This window comes from Meinhardsimonia xiamenensis (genome assembly GCF_900102905.1).
In the GTDB taxonomy this organism is placed as follows: domain Bacteria; phylum Pseudomonadota; class Alphaproteobacteria; order Rhodobacterales; family Rhodobacteraceae; genus Meinhardsimonia; species Meinhardsimonia xiamenensis.
The window spans coordinates 19062-38989 of sequence record NZ_FNFV01000006.1; the positions used below are offsets into that span (position 1 = coordinate 19062).

Below are 19928 nucleotides of genomic sequence, written 5' to 3' on the forward strand. Positions count from 1 at the left end.
ACCCACTGCGCCACGGCACCGCCGGGCGCGCGGCTCAGCGCTTCAGGGCCCGCCAGCCGATGTCGCGGCGGAAGTAGCCATCCGGCCAGTCGATCCGCTCGATCAGCCCATAGGCGCGCGCGGCCGCCTCCTCGAGCGTGTCGCCCCGGCCCGTGGCGTTGAGCACCCGCCCGCCGGCCGCCTCGATGCGGCCCTCCACCTCGCGCGTGCCGGCGTGAAACACCATCTCCCGGCTCGTCTCGGGCAGCTCTTCGAGCCCGCGGATCACGGTGCCCGTGGCATATCTGCCCGGATAGCCGCGCGCGGCCATCACCACCGTCATCGCGTGATCGTCGGCCCAGTTCACCTTTGCCTCGCCAAGCCGTCCCTCGGCGCAGGCGTGGATGAGATCGAGCGCCTGCCCGCCGAGCCGCATCATCAGCACCTGACACTCCGGATCGCCGAAGCGCACGTTGTATTCGACAAGCCGCGGCGCGCCGTCCTTCACCATGAGCCCGGCATAGAGCACACCCTGATAGGGCGTGCCGCGCCGGGCCATCTCGGCAAGCGTCGGGCGAACGATCTCCTCGAGCGCGCGCGCGGTCACCTCGCGCGTCATCACCGGCGCCGGCGAATAGGCGCCCATGCCGCCGGTGTTGGGGCCGGTGTCGCCCTCGCCGATGCGCTTGTGATCCTGCGCAGTGCCGATCTCGAGCATCTCCTCGCCGTCGGCCAGCACGAACAGCGAGGCTTCCTCGCCCTCCATGAACTCCTCGATCACCACCTCGGCGCCCGCCGCGCCGAAGGCGCCGGCGAACATCTCGTCCACGGCCGCCTCCGCATCCTCGAGGTGCATGGCCACCACCACGCCCTTGCCCGCGGCAAGCCCGTCGGCCTTGACCACGATCGGCGCGGCCTTCTCGCGCAGATAGGCCTTGGCCGCCGCAGGCTCGGAAAACCGCGCCCAGGCCGCCGTGGGCACCCCGGCCGCGGCGCAGATCTCCTTGGTGAATCCCTTCGAGGCCTCGAGCCGCGCCGCCGCCGCCGAGGGGCCGAAGACCAGAACGCCCGCCGTGCGCAGCGCATCCGCCACCCCCGCCGCAAGCGGCGCCTCGGGACCGACGATGACAAGGTCGATGCTGTTTTCCACGGCAAAGGCAGCAACTTGTGCGCCGTCATTGATGTCGAGGCGCGCGCATTCGGCGATGGCGGCGATCCCGGCATTGCCCGGCGCGGCGATGAGCCGGTCGCATTTGGGGTTCTGCATCGCCGCCCATGCAAGCGCATGCTCTCGCCCGCCGCCGCCGAGAATGAGAATGTTCATGCCCCGCCTTCCCCTTGCTGGCTTTTCCTTGGCCCGGCGCTGTTCTAGGCTGCCCCCTGCTGTGAGACAAGGCAGGCACATGACCGATCTCATCGACAACCCGCAGCCCGGCGAGAACGCCCACGAATTCACCGTCTCCGAGATCTCCGGCGCCATCCGCCGGGTGATCGAGGACGAGTTCGGCCGCGTGCGTGTGCGCGGCGAGGTGGGGCGGGTGTTTCTGGCCCGCTCGGGCCATCTCTACTTCGACCTCAAGGACGAGCGCAGCGTGCTCGCCGCGGTAAGCTGGAAGGGGCAGGTGGGCCGGCTCACCGTCCGCCCCGAGGAGGGGATGGAGGTTGTGGCCACGGGCCGGCTCACCACCTTCGCCAGCCAGTCGAAGTATCAGCTCAATGTCGAGGATGTGCGCCCCGCCGGGGTGGGCGCGCTGATGGCGATGCTGGAGAAGCGCAAGGCCAAGCTCGCCGCCGAGGGGCTGTTCGCGCCCGAGCGCAAGAAGCGTCTGCCGTTCCTGCCCGAGGTGATCGGGGTTGTCACCTCGCCGGCAGGCGCGGTCATCCGCGACATCCTGCACCGGCTGCGCGACCGCTTCCCGCGCCATGTGATCATCTGGCCGGTGGCGGTGCAGGGCGAGGCCTGCGCGCCCGAGGTCGCCCGCGCCATCGAGGGCTTCAACCGCCTCGCGCCCGGCGGGCCGATCCCGCGGCCCGATGTCATCATCGTCGCCCGCGGCGGCGGATCGATCGAGGATCTGTGGGGGTTCAACGACGAGTCGGTGGTGCGCGCGGTGGCGGCCTCGGATATCCCGGTGATCTCGGCGGTGGGGCATGAGACAGACACCACGCTGATCGACTACGCCGCCGATCTGCGGGCGCCCACGCCCACCGCCGCGGCCGAGATGGCGGTGCCGGTGCGGCTTGAGCTTCTCGCCAGGCTCACCGACATGGAGGCGCGCCTGACCCGCGCCATCGGTCTCGCGCTCGACCGCCGCCGACAGCGCCTCGCCGATCTGTCACGCGCGCTGCCGCGCCCCGAGTCGCTGACGCTCGCCCACGCCCAGCGGCTTGACATGCTCTCCGAACGGCTGCCACGCGCGCTGCGGGCGGTGGTGCAGGTCAAGCGCCTGCAGCTCACCCGTACCGCCGCGCCGCTTCGCCCCGGTGCGCTGAAGGCGCTCAGCGCCGAGCGCCGCCGCCTGCTCGAGGACCGCGCCGAGCGGCTCGAGCTGGCCATGCGCCGCAATCTGCAGCGCCGCAGCGAGCGGCTTCAGCGGCTGGCCGCCGGCCTGCGCCCCGCGCCCCTGCGGCGCGAATTGCAGGAAGGGCGGCGCGCGCTCGCCCGTCTTTCTGAACGGCTCGCCGCAGCCGGGCGCACGCGGCTCTCGGCAGCGCGCGAGCGGCTCGCGGGGCTTGAGCGGCTGCGCCAGAATCTGGGCTATACCGAAACGCTCCGGCGCGGCTTTGCGGTGGTGCGCGCGGGCGGGCATGTCGTCACGCGGCGCGCGCGGGCGGCCGAGGCCGAAACGCTCGAGATCGAGTTCTCCGACGGCAGGCTTGATGCCCGGCCCGTGCGGCGAGAGGCGTCATCAGCCCGACGTCCGCGCTCGGACTCCTCGGAGGGCGGGCAGGGAACGCTCTTCTGATGGTGCGGCTGGCGCCCGCTCAGCGGCGCGCCACCAGCGCATTCGTCCGGCCGCGCACCTGAATGGCGCGCACGCCCTCAAGCTTTTCGTCCGAGACGAAGCGCGCCACCACGACTTCGCGTGATCGCGGCGGGCCAACGCGCTTGGCGACCGGGGGCGGGGCGATGCGGAATTCGTAGGCTAGCGTCCCGGCGACGGGCAGCTCGTCGCCAAGCGGCACAAGCTCTGCCGCCCACCATCCCTGGGTGGGAGGCAGGCCGCGCGCGGTGACGATGGCGCCGCCGGGGCGCCGGGCGATCTCGAGGGCCACCACCCGCTCAACGAGCGGACGCGGGTCGCGGACGGTCTCGGCCTCGACGGCGTCGACGGTGACCTCCTCGGCCTGACCGAACCAGTTGAGGGGGTTGAGCCTGCCCAGGCCCTGCACGCATCCGCCAAGAGACAGCGCCAGCCCCGCGAAAAGGGCCACGCCCAGCGTGATCGCGCGTCTTCTGCCCATGCTCCGGCCTCCTCACCCGCACCTCCTTGGGGGTAGCCGAAACCGCGCGGCTTGAAAAGCCGCAGTTGCCCCGGTGCCTCGCGTCCTCTGGACATGGCAGCCGCGCGGGCCTAGCTGTCGGTGAGCCCTGAATGAAGATGAGGATGAAGCGGTGGCCAGCGAAGCCTTCGAGGATATTGCCGAGACCTTCGAGTTTCTCGACGACTGGGAGGACCGCTACCGCCATGTCATCGAGCTTGGCCGTGAGATGCCGCCGCTTGCCGAGGCGCTCAAGGTGCCGGCGACCAAGGTCGAGGGCTGCGCAAGCCAGGTCTGGCTGGTGCCGCGCATCGAGGGCGAGGGGCCCGAGGCGCGGTTCTGTTTCGACGGTGATTCGGATGCGATGATCGTGCGCGGGCTCATCGCCATCCTGCGCGCGCTATACTGCGGGCTCACGCTGCGCGAGGTGCTCGAGGTTGATGCCCAGGCCGAGCTTGCACGTCTCGGGCTTGACCAGCACCTCTCCTCCCAGCGCTCGAACGGGGTGAGAGCGATGATCGGCCGCATTCGCGCGCTTGCCGAACAGGCGGTCGCGGCCTGACGCAGATTACTCCCCAAGCCAAGCCTGAAGCTCGCGCGCAAGATCGCCGTAGCCGGTGAAGCGGCGCTCATAGGCAAGCCCGAGCCGTGCCGCGCACTCCCGCGCCTTCGCATCGAGCGCGGGGTCGTCGGTCTGGGCGAGATAGACGAGCTTCTCGTAATGGCCGAAGTAGGCGTCGCGCAGCTCGGGGTGGCGGTCGAGGCCGAGCGGCTTCCACACGAAGGCGTCGAACTGGCGCACCAGAAAATCGGTGAGATAGAAGGCGGTGAATTCGTCCTCGGCGCGGGCGGCGAAGATCTCGTTGCCCTCGAAGAAGGAGTAGCAGTGCGGGCCGGGCACCATCTCGATCCCGAGCTCTTCGCAAAGCGCCGCAAGCCGCCCGCCGGTGCCGCAGTCGGCATAGACGAGGTGGATTGCCTGATAGGCGCCGCGATGGCGCTCCACCGCCTCGCGCACTGCCTGGGGGATCTTCTCGGGCGTGTTGTGCAGGATCGCCGGCAGGCAGGCGAGGTCGACATGCTCCCAGCCATTGGCGCGGATCAGCGCGAGAATCTCGCGCGCGAGCGCACCGCAGGCCAGAAGCAGAACCCGCCCCCGCGCCGCCGGCGCAAGGCCCGCTTCAGTGAGCGTCGCGTCATCGGGCAGGGTTGGGCTCTTGCTCCCGTCCATCAGGCCAGCCGCACCGCCGTGCCATAGCAGAGGATCTCGCTCGCCCCCTGCTGGATCATCGAGGTCTCCATCCGTACGGCCACCACGGCATCCGCACCCAGCGCGCGTGCCTCGGCGACCATCCGGTCAAGCGCCTGTTCGCGCGCGCCGGCCAGAAGCGAGGCGTATTCGCGCACCTCGCCTCCCACCAGATTCCTCAGCCCCGCGACGATGTCCGCCCCGATATGCTTGGCACGCACCGAGGAGCCGCGCACGAGGCCCAGCGCCTCGGCGATCTCGTGGCCGGGCACCGTTTCGGTGGTCAGCACCGGCATGTCACTTCTCGATGCGGTCATAGCGGTCGTCCTCGGAGTTTGAGAGCCGCTCGGCGATCACGCGCCAGACGATGTAGCCCACGAGCGCCGCCGGGATCAGTGCCAGCCACACCGCCCCGCCCACCTCGAAGGCGGCGAAGATCAACGCGCCGAGCCACACCGTGACCGCGGCGGCGACGAGGACGATCACGATGATCAGCACCAGACGGTCAAGCGGCATGGCCTGCCTCCCCTAACGGCCCGCGCACCATCATAGCCGCGGGAGCCTTGTCAGGCCAGCCGGGCTTCCGAGCGCGACGGCAGAAGGGCCGCAGCTCAGCCTGCCGCCATCTGGTTGTGCTTGCGGGCGATGAACTGCTTGGCCGTCTCGACCGCCACCGCGGCATCGCGGCAATAGGCATCGGCGCCGATCGCGCGGCCGAATTCCTCGTTGAGCGGCGCGCCGCCCACAAGCACGATGTAGTTGTCGCGGATGCCCTTCTCCACGAGGGCGTCGATGACAACCTTCATGTAGGGCATGGTCGTGGTCAGCAGCGCCGACATCCCGAGAATGTCGGCCTCTTCCCGCTCGAGCGCCTCGAGATAGTTCTCGACGGGGTTGTTGATGCCGAGGTCGATCACCTCGAAGCCCGCGCCCTCCATCATCATCGCCACGAGGTTCTTGCCGATGTCATGGATGTCGCCCTTGACGGTGCCGATCACCATCTTGCCGACCTTGGGCGCGCCGGTCTCGGCCAGAAGCGGCTTGAGGATCGCCATGCCCGCCTTCATGGCGTTCGCCGCCAGCAGCACCTCGGGCACGAAGAGGATGCCGTCGCGGAAGTCGTCGCCGACAATCTTCATGCCCCCCACCAGCGCCTCGGTGAGCACCTTGTAGGGCTCCCAGCCGCGCTCGAGCAGAATGCGCACGCCTTCCTCGATCTCTTCCTTCAGGCCGTCATAGAGGTCGTCGTGCATCTGCTGCACGAGTTCCTCGTCGTCGAGCTCGCTCAGGATCAGTTCGTCGTCTTCTTCGGCCATCGCTCAACTCCGGCAGGGCGCCGCCGGGGCGCCGTTGGTTTCAGCCCTCAATGCGCGCAGCGCCGCCGCCGCGCCAGACGAATTGCGACATTCGGACGCGCGCAACCGACTCGCAGCGGCCGGGCGGTGCGCAACGGTCGATCCGCGCCGATGACGCTGCGGCGGATGGTGGAAAATGTTCTCAATTTGTTCTAGTCTCGCTCCATGACTGGCATGGATGATTCGGCAACGCCCTGGCTGATGGGCGCTCGGGCGCGGGGGCGCGGCGCCGTCTCCAACCGGGTGGGGCGCTTCGAGCCCGCGGCGCGCACCGATGCCGACGACGGCTGGGCGCGCCCGCCCGAAGACACGCTGCCGCCCCTGCGCACCGAGGTCAGCATCGAGATCCCGCGCAGCGTCATCACCCGCAACGCCTCGCCCGATCTCGGCTTCGAGCGCTCGATCAACCCCTACCGCGGCTGCGAGCACGGCTGCATCTACTGCTTCGCGCGGCCCACCCACGCCTTTCTGGGGCTTTCGCCGGGGCTCGATTTCGAGACCCGCATAATCGCCCGCCCCGGTGCCGCAGAGGTTCTTAAAAAGCATCTTTCGGCAAGCAGTTACCGACCGAAGCTCATTGCCATCGGCACCAACACCGACCCTTACCAGCCCATCGAGGCGCGCTTTCGGGCGATGCGTGCCATTCTCGAAGTGCTGGCCGAGTTCCGCCACCCTGTCGGCATCGTCACCAAGGGCAGCCTGATCGAACGCGACATCGACATTCTCGCGCCGATGGCCGAAGAGGGGCTCGTGCACGTGGGTATCTCGGTGACCACGCTCGACGCGGCGCTTGCGCGCAAGATGGAGCCGCGCGTGCCTGCCCCCTCCCGCAGGCTCGAGACGATCCGCCGGCTGAGCGCGGCCGGCATTCCGGTGCGCGCCATGGTCTCGCCGGTCATCCCGGGCCTCACCGATCACGAGATCGAGGCGATCCTTGCCGCTTGCGCCGAGGCCGGTGCGCGCGCGGCGAGCTGGATCGCGCTGAGGCTCACCGGCGAGGTGGCCGAGCTCTTCACCGAATGGCTCGAGGCGCATTTCCCCGACCGCGCCGCAAAGGTTCTCGGCCGGGTTCGCAGCCTGCACGGCGGGCGCGACTATGACGGGCGCTTCGGGCACCGGATGCGCGGGCAGGGCGTTCATGCCGAGCTGATCGCCCGGCGCTTCGAGATCGCGGCGCGCCGGTTGGGGCTCGACGGCCCGCTTCCACCCCTGCGCTGCGATCTCTTCACCGTGCCTCGAAAGGGGCCGACGCAGTTGTCGCTCTTCTGACCCGTTCACCGCACGGGCGTGGTGTGCCGGCGCGCGTGCGGAAACATGCATGGCGGCTGCCCGAAGCTCGCGCATTTTCTCACAAACGACCGATAAATATTTGAGGGAGCGTCGTTTTGTCATCACCCCCGGCGCCGTCTGCGCGCGCGCTCTGGCCGCTGGGCCGTATCGGTACCGGAGCCGTCGCCAGGTGAGGAGAAGGCGCCGAGGCGCGCGGCAATCTCCTCGAGCGATGGCCGGGGGCCCGGCGGTGTGGTCTCGAGCGCCTCGCGCATGCGTGCCAGATGGTCGGGCGTGGTGCCGCAGCAGCCGCCGATGATCCGCGCGCCGCAGTCGCGGGCGAGCACGGCGTAGTCGGCCATCAGCTCCGGCGTGCCGTCATAATGGATATGCCCGTGCTCGTACTTGGGTATCCCGGCGTTGCCCTTGGCGATGATGGGCCGCTCGCTGCCCTGAGCGACGAAACCCAGCACGGTGCGCAGAAGGTCGGAGGCGCCGACCCCGCAGTTGGCGCCGTAGGCGATGGGCGGGTTGGGGAGCTTCTCTACGAGCGTGGCGAGTTGTGCCGGCGTCACGCCCATCATGGTACGCCCGGCGGTGTCGAAGGTCATGGTGCCGCACCAGGGCATGCCGGTGAGCCGCGCCGCCTCGGCCGCGGCGCGGAATTCCTCAACCGCCGAGATCGTCTCCACCCACAACACATCGGCGCCGCCTTCCTTCAGCCCCTCGGCCTGCTCGTGGAAAATCTCCACCGCCGCCTCATGGGTGAGGCTTCCCATCGGTGCCATGATCTCCCCTGTCGGCCCCATGGAGCCGGCCACCACGATCGGCCGGCCGGCCCGGTCGGCCTCCTCGCGCGCAAGCTCCGCGGCGACGCGCGAGAGCTCGCGGGCGCGCGCCTGAGCCCCGTGCAGCTTGAGCCGCGCGGCGTTGGAGCCGAAGCTGTTGGTGAGAAACAGATCGCAGCCCACCTCGACCCAGCCGCGATAAAGCGCGCGCACCTTGTCGGGGTGATCGGTGTTCCAGAGCTCGGGCGGCTCGCCCGAGGCCAGCCCCATGTTGAAGAGATTGGTCCCCGTCGCGCCATCGGCGAGAATCCAGTCGCGCTCGGCAAGCAGGCGGGAGAGCAGGTCGGCCATCGGATCACCACGCAGCAAAAGGGCCGCGCAGAAGATTCCCGCGCGCGGCCAGTCATGTCATCTGTCTCATTTCACGGCTCAGACCATGACGCAAATTCATATTTGTCATGATCTGTTTGAGGATCGCCTCAAGTTGAAGGTGGGCTGTGCCGTGCGCTCAGCTCTCCTCCATGAGTTGCGCCTTGGCGATCTTCATCAGCTCGGCCATCTTCGCGCGAATCGTCGCCTCGTCGACCCGGTCGCCAAGATCAGCGGCGACCTTGCGGAACACGTCCTCGTCACCGGCTTCCTCGAAATCGGCCCTGATCACTTCGCGCGCATAGGCTTCGGCGTCTTCGCCGGTCTTGCCCATCAGTTCGGCCGCCCACAGGCCAAGGAGCTTGTTGCGCCGCGCCTGGGCCTTGAACTGCATCTCCTGGTCATGGGCGAATTTGGCCTCGAAGGCATGTTCGCGCTCGTCGAAGGTGGTCATGTCGATCCTTTCGGCGTCACTTGGAGTTTCCTCCGATATGGACCGGGCACGCGGCTGCCGCAAGGGGCGAGAGCGGTTGTGCGGCGTTGCTTGCGAGGGCGGGGGGCTTGGGCTAAGTGAGCGCGCAACGGGCGCCGCCGGCCCGCGCCGCGGCGCCGCTTCCGATTCGGGGGTGCCCCATGGCACGGCGCAAGAAAATCTACGAAGGCAAGGCGAAGATCCTCTATGAAGGGCCGGAACCCGGCACGCTGGTGCAATATTTCAAGGACGACGCCACCGCCTACAATGCCGAGAAGCACGCGGTGATCGACGGCAAGGGCGTGCTCAACAACCGCCTCAGCGAGTTCTTCATGACCGGCCTCAACGCCATCGGCGTGCCGACGCATTTCATCCGCCGGCTCAACATGCGCGAGCAGCTGGTGCGGCAGGTGGAGATCATCCCGCTCGAGGTGGTGGTGCGCAACTTCGCCGCGGGCTCGCTTTCCAAGCGGCTCGGGCTCGAGGAGGGCACGCAGCTGCCCCGTCCGATCGTGGAGTTCTACTACAAGGACGACAGGCTCGGCGATCCGCTGGTGGCCGAGGAGCACATCATCGCCTTCGGTTGGGCCAGCCAGCAGGATCTCGACGACATGGTGGCGCTGGCGCTCAGGGTGAATGACTTTCTCTCCGGCGTCATGCTGGCCGTCGGCATCCGCCTTGTCGACTTCAAGATCGAGATCGGCCGGCTCTGGGAGGGCGACTTCCAGCGGCTGGTGGTGGCCGACGAGATCAGCCCCGACAGCTGCCGGCTGTGGGACATCGAGACGGGCCGGCATCTCGACAAGGATGTCTTCCGCCGCGATCTGGGCGATCTGGCCGACGCCTACTCGGAGGTGGCCCGGCGGCTCGGGGTGCTGCCCACGAACGTCACCCATTCGGGCAAGCCGCGGCTGATCAACTGAGCCGCAGGCGCGCCAGAGAGGCAAGGAGGGCAGGTCGATGAAGGCACGGGTCACGGTGATGTTGAAGAAGGGCGTGCTCGACCCGCAGGGGCAGGCGATTGCCCATGCGCTGGGGGCGCTCGGCTTTGAGGGCGTGGGCGAGGTGCGCCAGGGCAAGGTGATCGAGATCGAGCTTGACGAAAGCAACGCCGCCCGTGCCGAGGCGACGGTGCGGCGCATGGCCGAGGAGCTGCTGGCGAACACGGTCATCGAGACCTACCGGGTGGAGATTCTTCCCGACGAGGCAGGCTAGGCCGAGAGGGCGCCATGAAGGCCGCGCTTCTGACCAGATACCGCGCGCCGCTCGAGATCACCGAGCTGCCCGACCCCGACTGCCCCGGTGACGGGGTGGTGCTCGAGGTTCTCGCCTGCGGCATCTGCCGCTCCGACTGGCACGCCTGGACGGGTGCAGACCCGGATGTGAAACTGCCGCATGTGCCCGGTCACGAGTTCTGTGGCGTGGTGGTGGAGACCGGCCCCGACTGCGGACGCTGGAAGCGCGGCGACAGGGTGATCGCGCCCTTCATCCTCGCCTGCGGCCAATGCCCCGACTGTCAGGCGGGCAACCAGACGATCTGCGCCAATCAGGCGGTGCCGGGCTTCACCATCCCCGGCGCCTTCGCAAGCCGCATCGCCGTGCCGCATGCCGACACCAACCTTGCGGCGCTGCCCGAGGGCATGGACCCGGCCCTTGCCGCGGCACTTGGCTGTCGCGTGACCACCGCTTGGCACGCCCTGACGGGGCGCGCCGCGCTGCGGCCCGGCGAGTGGCTCGGCATCTGGGGGTTCGGCGGCATCGGCATGTCGGCGCTTCTTTTGGCGCGGGCGCTGGGCGCGCGGGCGGTCGTCGCCGACGTGGTGCCCGAGAAGCTCGCCGCCGCGCGTGATCTGGGCGCGGCGGCGGTGATCGACGCGCGCGTGGGTGATGCGGCAGAGGCGATGCGCGAGGCCACGGGCGGTGGCGTCGATGTCGCCATCGAGGCGCTCGGCCTGCCCGTAACGGCCCGCAACGCCCTGCGCTCGCTGAAAAAGCTTGGGCGCATGGTGCAGGTGGGCATGCCCGCCGGCGAACACGCTGCAGTGGAGATGCCGTGGGACGTGCTCTATTCGTCGCAGGCCGCGATTTACGGCACGCGCGGGATGCCGGCACACCGCTACCCCTCGCTTTTCGCCCTGATCGAGGCCGCCGGGCTCGATCTCTCGCCGCTCATCGCTCGGCGGGTGAAGCTTTCCGACGTCTCCGCCGAGCTTGCCGCCTTCGACGGGCCGACGCCGCCGGGGGTGGCCGTCATCACCGATTTCACCGCCTGAGGAGAAACGCCCATGCGTGCCGCCGTTCTGGTATTTCCCGGTTCCAACTGTGACCGTGATCTCGCGGAGGCGCTCGAGCGCGCCGGCGCCCGCGTCACCATGGTCTGGCACAAGGACAGCGAGCTGCCCGCAGGCCTCGACCTCGTGGCGATTCCGGGCGGCTTCTCATTCGGCGACTATCTGCGCTGCGGAGCGATCGCCGCGCATTCGCCGATCATGCGCGAGGTGGTGCGCTTTGCCGGGGCGGGCGGGCATGTGCTGGGCATCTGCAACGGCTTTCAGGTGCTCACCGAAGCGGGGCTTCTGCCCGGCGCGCTGATCCGCAACGCGGGGCTCAAGTTCGTGTGCCGCACGGTGCGGCTGCGGGTGGAGACGACCGCCACCCCCTACACTTGCGCCTACAGCGAGGGTCAGGAGATCGCGCTGCCGGTGGCCCATCACGACGGCAACTATCAGGCCGACGAGGCCACGCTCGACCTTCTGGAAGCGGAGGGGCGGGTGGCCTTCCGCTATCTCGACAATCCCAACGGCTCGGCGCGCGACATCGCCGGCGTCACCTCGGCCAACGGCCGCGTTCTGGGCATGATGCCTCACCCCGAGCGCGCGGTGGACGCGCTCACCGGCAACACCGACGGTGCGCCGCTTTTCGCCGGTCTTGTCGCGGCCATGGCAGATGCCTGAGCGTCGCGCTTGAGGCAAGGGCGGGCGCGGCCTACCTTTGGTCCATGAGCGCGCCGCGAAATCCCTCGGGCCTGTCCGAAACCACCGGCGTTGCGGCGCCGGACTGGCTGCGCCGGCCGCTGCCCTGGGGCGGCAGGATCGCCGTTGTGCTTCTCGTCATCGTCGCGGTGGCGGTGGTGTGGGTCACCAACAGGCTCCTGAGCGAGCGTTACACCGCCGACACCCGCGCCCGCGCCGAGGTGCGGCTGGCGCTCTATGTCGGCAACCTGATGTCGGAGCTGCAGCGCAACTCGGTCGTGCCGCTGTTGCTGGCGCGCGATCCGCTGCTGATCGGGGCGCTGAATTCGGGCGATTTCACCAAGTCTTCGCAACGGCTGATCGAGTACGGGCAGGAGATCGGGGCGGCCTCCATCCTGCTGATGGATGCGAGCGGGCGGATCGTCGCGGCAACGGACCGCTCGAGGCTTGGCATGGTGCATCGGAACGATCCCTTCTTCGTCTCCGCCCTGCGCTCCAACGAGACGGTATTTACCGAAGAGCGGCTCGAGAGCGGAGCATTCCGCTTCACATACAGCCGGCGGGTGGAATCGGCCGGGCAGCTGCTTGGCGTGGTGGCGGTGGAGGCCAATCTGCGCAAGTTCGAGCGCAGCTGGGCAGGCACCGCCGACGCCGTTGCCGTGCTCAACAGCGCCGGACAGGTGATTCTCTCCACCGAGCCGCGCTGGCGGGGGCTCAGCGAGGCCGAGGCGCTCGCGGTGCAGTCGGCCCCTTCGGCGATTGCCCGCGCGATACGGGCCGCGACGGACTGGACGGCGACGCCGGCCGAGGCCTTCTACAGCGGTGACGCATTGATGCGCACCACGGCGCGCATACCGTTTCAGGGCTGGCAGATGATCGCGTTTACCAGCTACGGCAGCGTGCGCGCGCGCGTCAACGCGGTTCTGGCGATGGAAATCATGGGCTTTGCCATGCTGCTCGCCGGCGCGTTCTGGCTGGCCAGCCGCCGCGCGCTCGCGCGCCAGATCTTCTTTCAACGCGAAACCGCGGAGCTGCGCCGCCTCAACGCCGCGCTTCAGCGCGAGATCGCCGAGCGTGAACGCGTCGAGAAGAGCCTCCAGGTGGCCGAGCAGACCATCGCCCAGGCCTCCAAGCTCGCCGCCTTGGGAGAAATGTCCGCGGCGGTGAGCCATGAGCTCAACCAGCCTCTCGCGGCGATGAAGACCTATCTGGCGGGAGCGAAGCTTCTGCTGCAACGGCGGCGGCCGGACGAGGCGCTGTCCTCCTTCCAGCGTATCGACGATCTTCTCGAGCGCATGGGGGCGATCACCCGCCAGCTCAAATCCTACGCCCGCAAGGGCGCGGAGGCGGCCGAGCCGGTGGACCTGCGCGAGTGCATTTCCTCGGCGCTGACGATGATGGAGCCGCAGCTCAAGCGCCGGAGGGTGGAGGTCACCCGCGCCGTGCCGGAGACGCCGGTGATCGTGATGGCCGACCGTTTGCGCCTTGAACAGGTGCTCATCAACCTCTTGCGCAACGCCGTTGATGCCACGCGGGATGTCGCGGCGCCGCGCATCGACATCGTGCTCACCGCCGGCGAGGAGGCGATGATCAGCGTGCGCGACAACGGTCACGGCATTGCCGATCTGAACGCGCTCTTCGAGCCCTTCTACACCACCAAGGCGCCGGGTGACGGGGTGGGGCTGGGCCTTGCAATCTCCTCCTCGATCGTGACTGATTTTGGCGGCAGGCTGACGGCGCGCAATGGCACCGAGGGCGGGGCAGTGTTCGATGTGCATCTGCCGCTGGCGCGGGTGGGCGCCGAGAACGGCATGAAGGCGGCGGAATAGATCGCTGGCAACCGGGGCAAGTGGGGAGAACACCCATGTCACAGGCAATGAAGATCGCCATCGTCGATGACGAGAAGGACATGCGCCAGTCAATCGGCCAGTGGCTGGCGCTCTCGGGTTTCGAGACCGAGACCTACGCCGGCGCCGAGGAGGCGCTCAGGGCGATCGGCCCGGACTGGCCGGGCGTCGTCATTACCGACATCAAGATGCCGGGCATGGACGGAATGGCGTTTCTGCGCCGCTTGATGGCGCAGGATTCGGCACTGCCGGTGATCGTGATCACCGGCCATGGGGATGTTCCGATGGCGGTGGAGGCGATGCGGCTCGGCGCCTTCGACTTTCTCGAGAAGCCCTTCAACCCCGACCGGCTGACCGAGCTCGCCAAGAAGGCCTCCCAACGGCGGCGCGTCGCGCTCGACAACCGCCAGCTGCGGCGCGAGCTTGCCGATGGCGGCACGCTGATGAAGAAGCTGATCGGCACGAGCCCGGTGATGGACCGGCTGCGCGAGGAGATCCTCGACATCGGCCATGCCGAGGGGCATGTGCTCATCCAGGGCGAGACGGGGACCGGCAAGACGCTGGTGGCCCACGCCCTGCACGCGGTCAGTCCGCGGGCCGGGCGGCCGTTTGTGCTGGTGGCCTGCGCGGGGCAGGAGGAGGAGGCGCTCGGGCGGCGCCTCTTCGGCCCGCTCGAACCTTCCGAAGGCGTGCCGGCGCTGGAGGAGGCGCGCGGGGGCACGCTGGTGATCGAGGACATCGAGGCGCTGCCCGAGGCGCTGCAGGCCCGGCTCCTGAACTGGATCAACGCCCAGGGAAGCCCGCCGGAGACGCGCATCATCGCCATCTCCAACCTCCAGGAGCAGGGAAAGACCTGTGCCGACCGGTTGCGGCCCGATCTCTATTACCGTCTCAGCGCGATGTCGTTGACGCTGCCGCCGCTGCGCGCGCGGGGGGAAGACATCCTGATGCTCTTCACCCACTACGCCGACCGCTTTGCCGAGGAATACGGCTGCGCAGCGCCCCAGATCAGCGCCCAGGAGGCGGCGCAGCTTCTGCAGGCGCCCTGGCCGGGCAACATCCGCCAGCTGATCAATGTGGCCGAACGGGCGGTGCTGCAGGCGCGCCGGGGCGGGGGGACAATCGCCTCGCTGTTGATGAGCGAAGGCGAGGAGGTGCAGGCGGTGATGACCACCGAGGGCAAGCCGCTGAAGGAATATGTGGAAGCCTTCGAGCGGATGCTGATCGACAACACCATGCGCCGGCACAAGGGCTCGATCGCGGCGGTGATGGAGGAGCTGTGCCTGCCGCGCCGCACGCTCAACGAGAAGATGGCGAAATACGGGCTGCAGCGCTCGGATTATCTCCCCTGAGCGGGACGGGCGCGGGCTTGCGCCCTCGCCCGTGCCTGCGGCGCGGGTATTTGGCCCAGGGTGATGGAGCTACTGCCGCCACTCCGGGCGGCGCTTCTCGAGAAAGGCGGCGATGCCCTCGGCAGTGTCGCGGTCGAGCATGTTCTCCACCATCACCTCGCCGGTGTAGGCATAGGCCTGGGCAAGCGGCATTTCCAGCTGTTCGTAGAAGGCGCGCTTGCCGATCCTGACCGCGGTGGCGAGCTTGCCGGCGATCTTGCCGGCGAGGGCTGCGGTCTCCTCGCGCAGAACCGCTCCCGGCACGACCCGGTTGACAAGGCCAAGCTCGCGCGCGCGGGGGGCCTCGATGAAATCTCCGGTGACCAGCATCTCGAAGGCCTGCTTGCGGGGCACGTTGCGGCTGAGCGCGACCATGGGGGTGGAGCAGAAGAGCCCGATGTTGACGCCATTGACCCCGAAGCGGGCGTCTTCCGCGGCCACGGCGAGATCGCAGGAGGCGACGAGCTGGCAGCCCGCGGCGGTGGCGATGCCGTGGACCTCGGCGATCACCGGCTGGGGCAGGGTGGGGATGGTCTGCATCAGCCGGGCACAGCGCGAGAAGAGGTCGGCGAAATAGGCCGCACCGCCGTCTGGCGCCTGGCGGCCCTGGGTCATCTCCTTGAGGTCATGGCCGGCGCAGAAGGCCTTGCCGCTGCCTGCGAGGATCACCGCGCGAATGGCGCGGTCTTCCTTCAGCCGGTCGAATTCGGCCTGCAGCGCGGCCAGCATCGCGTCTGACAGCGCATTGAGTCGTTCGGGGGCGTTCATCGTCAGGCGCGCCACCGCGCCGTCGTCCTCGCGCAGAACCAGGGTCATGGGGCTTGTCCTTCCTTGCTGTCTCGGCCAACCCTAGCGCCGAGAGGCATGGGGGAAAAGCATGACGCTGGCGATGAATGCCGACGAGCTGATGGAGTTCATGGCCGCCGAGTTTCCGCAGGTGGCCGAGCAGTTCCGCATCGAGAATCTCACGCCGGAGAGTCTCACGGTGCGCATGCCTGTCTCCGATCGGCATCTGCGCCCGGGCGGGACGGTTTCGGGGCCGAGCATGTTCGCGCTGGCGGATGTCGCGATCTACCTGCTGGTGCTGAGCCGGATCGGGCCGAAGGCGCTGGCGGTGACCACGAACTGCTCGATCGACTTCATGCGCAAGCCGGCGGCGGGGGTGGATCTTCTGGCCGAGGCGCGGCTTCTGAAACTGGGGCGCAGCCTTGCGGTGGGCGAGGTGCACATCCACTCCGAGGGGGTGGCGAAATATGTCGCGCGGGCGAGCCTGACCTACGCGATCCCGCCTGAGCGCTGACTCAGATCACTTCGCGGCGGCCGGAGATCTTGCGTGATTTCGGCAGGATGTCGGCGTCGGCCGCGGCGCGGATGGCGGCGATCTCGCGGCAGGCATCCTCATCGGGCAGGGCCGGGGGCGGCGGCGCGGCGATGAGCTCGAGCGCACGCGCGCGGGCGGCCTCGAAGGCGCCGGCGCGGCCCGCCTTCTCGTAGTCGTCGCGGCCCATGCGCTGGAAGACGCCCGGCCGATACTGGTTGCGGCAGTGCTCGAGCGTGTGCGTCGAGGCGAGGAAATGCGCGCCGATGCCCACTTGCCGCACCTCTTCCCAGTTGAGCGCGGCGTCGTCGATTTCCGGGCTCTGGATGGTGGCGCGCAGGAAGGCGCCGAGCTCGTCATCGAGCACCGCCTGGACGGGCGAGAAGACCGTGGCCGTCTCGAGCTGCCCGACGCCGCCCAAGATGTCGGCGCCGGCAAGCGCGACCATCTGGCCAAGCATCGCGCGTTCGGCCATCGACTGACCGTCGACATCGGGGGTGTCCGAGCCCATGCCGTAAGTATGGGTGAGAAGGCCGAGATCGCGCAGGCAGGCAACCGCGAGCGCCTTGGCCTGCAGGCTTTCGGGGCAGGCGTGCAGCGCCCGGCCCGTGGCCATGTCGAGGGTGAACATCAAGGGCGTGGCGATCACCGGCGTGCCGGGGGCAAGCACATGGGCCATGGTGACCATGGCGATGATCTCCGCCAGTGCCATCAGCGCATTGCCGCCAACCGATAAGGGCGCGGTGCCGCCCGCCGAGGGCAGCGAGCAGGCGTGCACCGGCAGGCCCGCGCGGCCCGCCTGAATGAGCGCCTCCACGTCCATCACCTTGAACTCGAGCGGCGAGAAGGAGCAGACGATCATCGAGGCGATGGGCCGGGCGGGGGTGGAGCCCGCCGCCTCGACGATGCGGACGAGATACTCGACGTTCTCGACATTGTAGGGCTGCAGCCAGATGTGCTTGTCGGTGCGGGTGACAAGCTCGCCCACGGCGTGGATGTCGCTGGTGAGCTCATGCACGCCATAGCAGAAGGGATGGGCGATGAAGCCAACCTGATCGAGCCCGTTACCCAACGCGGCGATGGTGGCGACATCGCCGATGTCCATGTTGCGGTAGCGGCCGGTGTCGGGTTCGATGAAGCCGTGCGCGCCCGTGCCGGTGCGCATGATGAAGCCGTGATCGGCGCGCGGCAGCGTGATGTCGCGCTCGGGGCGCTTGCCGCAGAGGGTGACGGTTTTCGGCGTGGCGTCCAGCGCCTCCGATTGCAGGGCGCGCGGCAGGCGGATGCGGATTGCCTCGCGCCCCGGCTTGGCGCCCGCCTTCAGCATCGCCGCGCGGGCTGGCTCATGGACGACGGCGATGCCGTGTTCGGCAAGGAGCTGCCGGGCACGGGTGATGAGATGCGCGCGCGCCGCCTCCGGCGCCATGGCAAAGGCCGGGCGCGGGCGGGGCGGGGCGGCGAGATGGAAGGCATCGGCAGGCGGGGGCGCGGCGGCGAGCTCGGCGTTGCGTCTTGATCTGCGTGCCATCGTGGCCCCCTCGCGCGGTTTGGCGGCACACACCGTTTAGGCTCACTGCGGGCCCACTTGAGCGGGAAAAGCCTGCGCGAGATGCGCGCGCAAATCAAGCCTCAGGGCAGAAGGCGCTGGATGTAACCCGGCAGTGCAAAGGCGGCGAGGTGAACTTCGGGCGTGTAGTAATCGCAGGCAAGCCCCGCCGCGGCATGGCGCGCCTTCAGCGTCTCAAGATCCACCTTGCGCGCCTCCCCGTCCGTGCCCCAGCCAAAGGCCATCGGCCCGCCGGCGTAGGTGGGGATGGTGGCGATGTAGCAGGTCCAGTCGGCGAACAGCGCCTTGAAGGCGCGCATCGTGTTGGTCAGCTCCTGGCCCTGCAGGAAGGGCACGCCGTTTTGCGTCACGAGGATGCCGCCCGGTGCCAGCGCGCGCCTTGCATGGCCATAGAAGGTGTCGGTGAAGAGCACCTCGCCCGGCCCGATCGGATCGGTCGAATCGACGATGATGACGTCAAAGCCGCCTTCCGTCTCGCGGATGAACTGCGCGCCGTCGGCGATGACGAGCTCAAGGCGCGGGTCGTCGAAGGCGCCCTGGCTGAGGTTCGGCAGGTATTTCTTCGAGAACTCGATCACGCCCGCGTCGATCTCGACCATGGTGACATGCTCGACGCTTGCGTGCCGCAGCACCTCGCGCGCCATGCCGCCGTCGCCGCCGCCGATGATGAGCACCCGCCGCGCCGCGCCATGGGCGAGGATCGGCACATGGCTCATCATCTCGTGGTAGATGAAATTGTCGCCCTCGGTGGTCTGCACCACATCATCGAGCGTCAGGATGCGCCCGAAGGTGGGGTTCTGGAAGACGCGCAGCCGCTGGTGCTCGGTCTTGCTGTCATAATGCAGCTTCTCGATGCGCAGCGACTGCGCGAAGTCGCGGTGCAGCTTCTCGGTGAACCACTCGCTCACGCCGCCTTCTCCGCCGCCAGTGCCGCCTCCACGAGCCCCTCGCCGCGGCGCAGCTCGGTCACCCGAACGTCATCGGTTGCGAAGGCGCGCTTGAGGATGGGCACGGCCTTCCACGGGTCGGCATCGCCGCACATGAAGACATCAAATGCCCCGTAGCCGATCTCGGGCCAGGTGTGCACCGAGATGTGGCTTTCGGCGAGAACGGCAACGCCGGAGACGCCCTGCGGGGTAAACTTGTGGGTGTGGATGTGCAGAAGCGTGGCGCCCGCAGCCTCGATCGAGTCGAGGAAGGCGCGGCGGATGCGCGCCTCGTCGTCAAGCCCGTGGCCGTTGACCACCTCGATGATGAGGTGCGTGCCGGCAAAGACGGCGCCATCGCGGCGGATGAAGTGATCCTCCCGCTCCGATTCGGTGAGCCGCGCAATCGCCGCCGCCCGCTCGCCTGTATGGGCGTCGAGGTCCGCTTTTGCGTCGGTGGTGGTTGCGGTGGTCGTCGCGGCAATGCCGCAGGGTGCGGTTTCTTCCTCGTGGGCGCCTGTCTCCAGACCGATCCCCAGTTGGAAGAGGTCGGCGCGTTCCATGGGCGCGTCCCCCTCTCTCAGCCAGCAGATGGAATCCAGAGGCTCCTTAGCGCCCCCCCGAGTGCTCCGGGGTTGGGATCGGACCCTCGCGTGCCGGCGGCAGATAAGGGTTCGTGCGGATTCGTTCAAGCCTTTTCTTCGCCCGCGTCAGGATTCCGCGAGCATCCCCGCCTCCGCAGCATGCCCGCGCGCGGTGCTGCCCGCGTGACTGGCGGCGTGACTGGCGGCGGGACTGGCAGCCGGACAGCCGAGAAAGCGGTCAGGAAATGGGGTATTAAATAACCCCAATCACAAGGCGCTGATATGCCGTCAGTATTTTCGCGCAATGCCTCTTGACTGTATCGCCCGCCGCGATAGAAACGCGCCATCCCGAAGCGGCC

General features: G+C 68.6%; 22 protein-coding genes. 10 read left to right on the forward strand and 12 right to left on the reverse strand.

What is annotated here, in order from left to right; all coding sequences use genetic code 11:
* Window positions 1-34 precede the first annotated feature (34 nt).
* A complete protein-coding gene (gene purD, locus BLQ14_RS12540; RefSeq protein ID WP_092500919.1) occupies window positions 35-1303 on the reverse strand; it encodes a phosphoribosylamine--glycine ligase in 1269 nt (422 codons plus the stop codon).
* Window positions 1304-1382: 79 nt separating this feature from the next.
* Here purD and xseA point away from each other — a divergent pair, with 79 nt between their 5' ends.
* The gene (xseA, locus tag BLQ14_RS12545; protein ID WP_092500920.1) at window positions 1383-2945 is read left to right on the forward strand and encodes an exodeoxyribonuclease VII large subunit; all 1563 of its coding nucleotides are present in this window, start codon (window positions 1383-1385) and stop codon (window positions 2943-2945) included.
* Between the two features lie 19 nt (window positions 2946-2964).
* On the opposite strand, the gene BLQ14_RS12550 is transcribed toward xseA, so the two are convergent.
* The gene (locus BLQ14_RS12550) at window positions 2965-3444 is read right to left on the reverse strand and encodes a hypothetical protein (RefSeq protein ID WP_245657101.1); all 480 of its coding nucleotides are present in this window, start codon (window positions 3442-3444) and stop codon (window positions 2965-2967) included.
* Window positions 3445-3595: 151 nt separating this feature from the next.
* Here BLQ14_RS12550 and BLQ14_RS12555 point away from each other — a divergent pair, with 151 nt between their 5' ends.
* Complete coding sequence (locus tag BLQ14_RS12555; RefSeq protein ID WP_092500921.1) at window positions 3596-4024, forward strand: SufE family protein; 429 nt, start codon at window positions 3596-3598, stop codon at window positions 4022-4024.
* Window positions 4025-4030: 6 nt separating this feature from the next.
* Here BLQ14_RS12555 and BLQ14_RS12560 read toward each other — a convergent pair whose 3' ends face one another.
* The 4 genes from BLQ14_RS12560 to BLQ14_RS12575 form a co-directional block, all read right to left on the reverse strand.
* Complete coding sequence (locus tag BLQ14_RS12560) at window positions 4031-4693, reverse strand: DUF1638 domain-containing protein (RefSeq protein ID WP_092500922.1); 663 nt, start codon at window positions 4691-4693, stop codon at window positions 4031-4033.
* Window positions 4693-5028 (reverse strand): YbjQ family protein, encoded by a 336-nt coding sequence (locus BLQ14_RS12565; protein ID WP_245657102.1) that lies wholly within the window; start codon window positions 5026-5028, stop codon window positions 4693-4695. Before BLQ14_RS12565 ends, BLQ14_RS12560 begins: the two co-directional genes overlap by 1 nt.
* Entirely contained in the window at window positions 5009-5227 is a 219-nt protein-coding gene (locus BLQ14_RS12570) for a hypothetical protein (protein ID WP_092500924.1), read from the reverse strand. The genes BLQ14_RS12565 and BLQ14_RS12570 overlap by 20 nt, the downstream gene beginning before the upstream one ends.
* 95 nt (window positions 5228-5322) lie before the next feature.
* Window positions 5323-6027, reverse strand: a complete 705-nt coding sequence (locus tag BLQ14_RS12575) for a corrinoid protein (protein ID WP_092500925.1) — start codon at window positions 6025-6027, stop codon at window positions 5323-5325.
* A gap of 204 nt (window positions 6028-6231) precedes the next feature.
* Here BLQ14_RS12575 and BLQ14_RS12580 point away from each other — a divergent pair, with 204 nt between their 5' ends.
* Window positions 6232-7335 (forward strand): PA0069 family radical SAM protein, encoded by a 1104-nt coding sequence (locus tag BLQ14_RS12580; RefSeq protein ID WP_092500926.1) that lies wholly within the window; start codon window positions 6232-6234, stop codon window positions 7333-7335.
* A gap of 122 nt (window positions 7336-7457) precedes the next feature.
* Here BLQ14_RS12580 and bmt read toward each other — a convergent pair whose 3' ends face one another.
* The gene (gene bmt, locus BLQ14_RS12585; protein ID WP_092500927.1) at window positions 7458-8474 is read right to left on the reverse strand and encodes a betaine--homocysteine S-methyltransferase; all 1017 of its coding nucleotides are present in this window, start codon (window positions 8472-8474) and stop codon (window positions 7458-7460) included.
* Window positions 8475-8631: 157 nt separating this feature from the next.
* On the reverse strand, window positions 8632-8946 hold the full coding sequence (locus BLQ14_RS12590; protein WP_092500928.1) for a DUF1476 domain-containing protein: 315 nt from the start codon (window positions 8944-8946) through the stop codon (window positions 8632-8634).
* Between the two features lie 179 nt (window positions 8947-9125).
* Between BLQ14_RS12590 and purC the strand changes: the two genes are divergently transcribed.
* From purC to BLQ14_RS12620, 6 genes are read left to right on the forward strand one after another with little or no spacing between them, the layout of a single operon-like run.
* Window positions 9126-9887, forward strand: a complete 762-nt coding sequence (gene purC, locus BLQ14_RS12595) for a phosphoribosylaminoimidazolesuccinocarboxamide synthase (protein ID WP_092500929.1) — start codon at window positions 9126-9128, stop codon at window positions 9885-9887.
* Between the two features lie 37 nt (window positions 9888-9924).
* Window positions 9925-10179 (forward strand): phosphoribosylformylglycinamidine synthase subunit PurS, encoded by a 255-nt coding sequence (purS, locus tag BLQ14_RS12600; RefSeq protein WP_092500930.1) that lies wholly within the window; start codon window positions 9925-9927, stop codon window positions 10177-10179.
* Between the two features lie 14 nt (window positions 10180-10193).
* Entirely contained in the window at window positions 10194-11237 is a 1044-nt protein-coding gene (locus tag BLQ14_RS12605) for a zinc-binding dehydrogenase (protein ID WP_092500931.1), read from the forward strand.
* A gap of 12 nt (window positions 11238-11249) precedes the next feature.
* Window positions 11250-11918, forward strand: a complete 669-nt coding sequence (gene purQ / locus BLQ14_RS12610; protein ID WP_092500932.1) for a phosphoribosylformylglycinamidine synthase subunit PurQ — start codon at window positions 11250-11252, stop codon at window positions 11916-11918.
* Window positions 11919-11962: 44 nt separating this feature from the next.
* Window positions 11963-13765 carry a sensor histidine kinase gene (locus tag BLQ14_RS12615; RefSeq protein WP_092500933.1) on the forward strand — a complete coding sequence of 601 codons (1803 nt, stop codon included), beginning with the start codon at window positions 11963-11965 and terminating at the stop codon, window positions 13763-13765.
* Window positions 13766-13800: 35 nt separating this feature from the next.
* On the forward strand, window positions 13801-15135 hold the full coding sequence (locus BLQ14_RS12620; RefSeq protein ID WP_092500934.1) for a sigma-54-dependent transcriptional regulator: 1335 nt from the start codon (window positions 13801-13803) through the stop codon (window positions 15133-15135).
* A 69-nt stretch (window positions 15136-15204) separates the two neighbouring features.
* Here the strand turns inward: BLQ14_RS12620 and BLQ14_RS12625 are convergent, their stop codons facing one another.
* Entirely contained in the window at window positions 15205-15990 is a 786-nt protein-coding gene (locus BLQ14_RS12625) for an enoyl-CoA hydratase (RefSeq protein ID WP_092500935.1), read from the reverse strand.
* A 61-nt stretch (window positions 15991-16051) separates the two neighbouring features.
* Here BLQ14_RS12625 and BLQ14_RS12630 point away from each other — a divergent pair, with 61 nt between their 5' ends.
* Entirely contained in the window at window positions 16052-16474 is a 423-nt protein-coding gene (locus BLQ14_RS12630) for a PaaI family thioesterase (RefSeq protein WP_092500936.1), read from the forward strand.
* Between the two features lies 1 nt (window position 16475).
* On the opposite strand, the gene BLQ14_RS12635 is transcribed toward BLQ14_RS12630, so the two are convergent.
* The 3 genes from BLQ14_RS12635 to speD all read right to left on the reverse strand — a co-directional run bounded on the left by BLQ14_RS12635 (window position 16476) and on the right by speD (window position 19548).
* A complete protein-coding gene (locus BLQ14_RS12635; RefSeq protein ID WP_092500937.1) occupies window positions 16476-18020 on the reverse strand; it encodes a trimethylamine methyltransferase family protein in 1545 nt (514 codons plus the stop codon).
* A 101-nt stretch (window positions 18021-18121) separates the two neighbouring features.
* Complete coding sequence (gene speE, locus BLQ14_RS12640; protein ID WP_092500938.1) at window positions 18122-18967, reverse strand: polyamine aminopropyltransferase; 846 nt, start codon at window positions 18965-18967, stop codon at window positions 18122-18124.
* Window positions 18964-19548, reverse strand: a complete 585-nt coding sequence (speD, locus tag BLQ14_RS12645) for an adenosylmethionine decarboxylase (protein WP_092500939.1) — start codon at window positions 19546-19548, stop codon at window positions 18964-18966. Before speD ends, speE begins: the two co-directional genes overlap by 4 nt.
* Window positions 19549-19928: the final 380 nt, after the last annotated feature.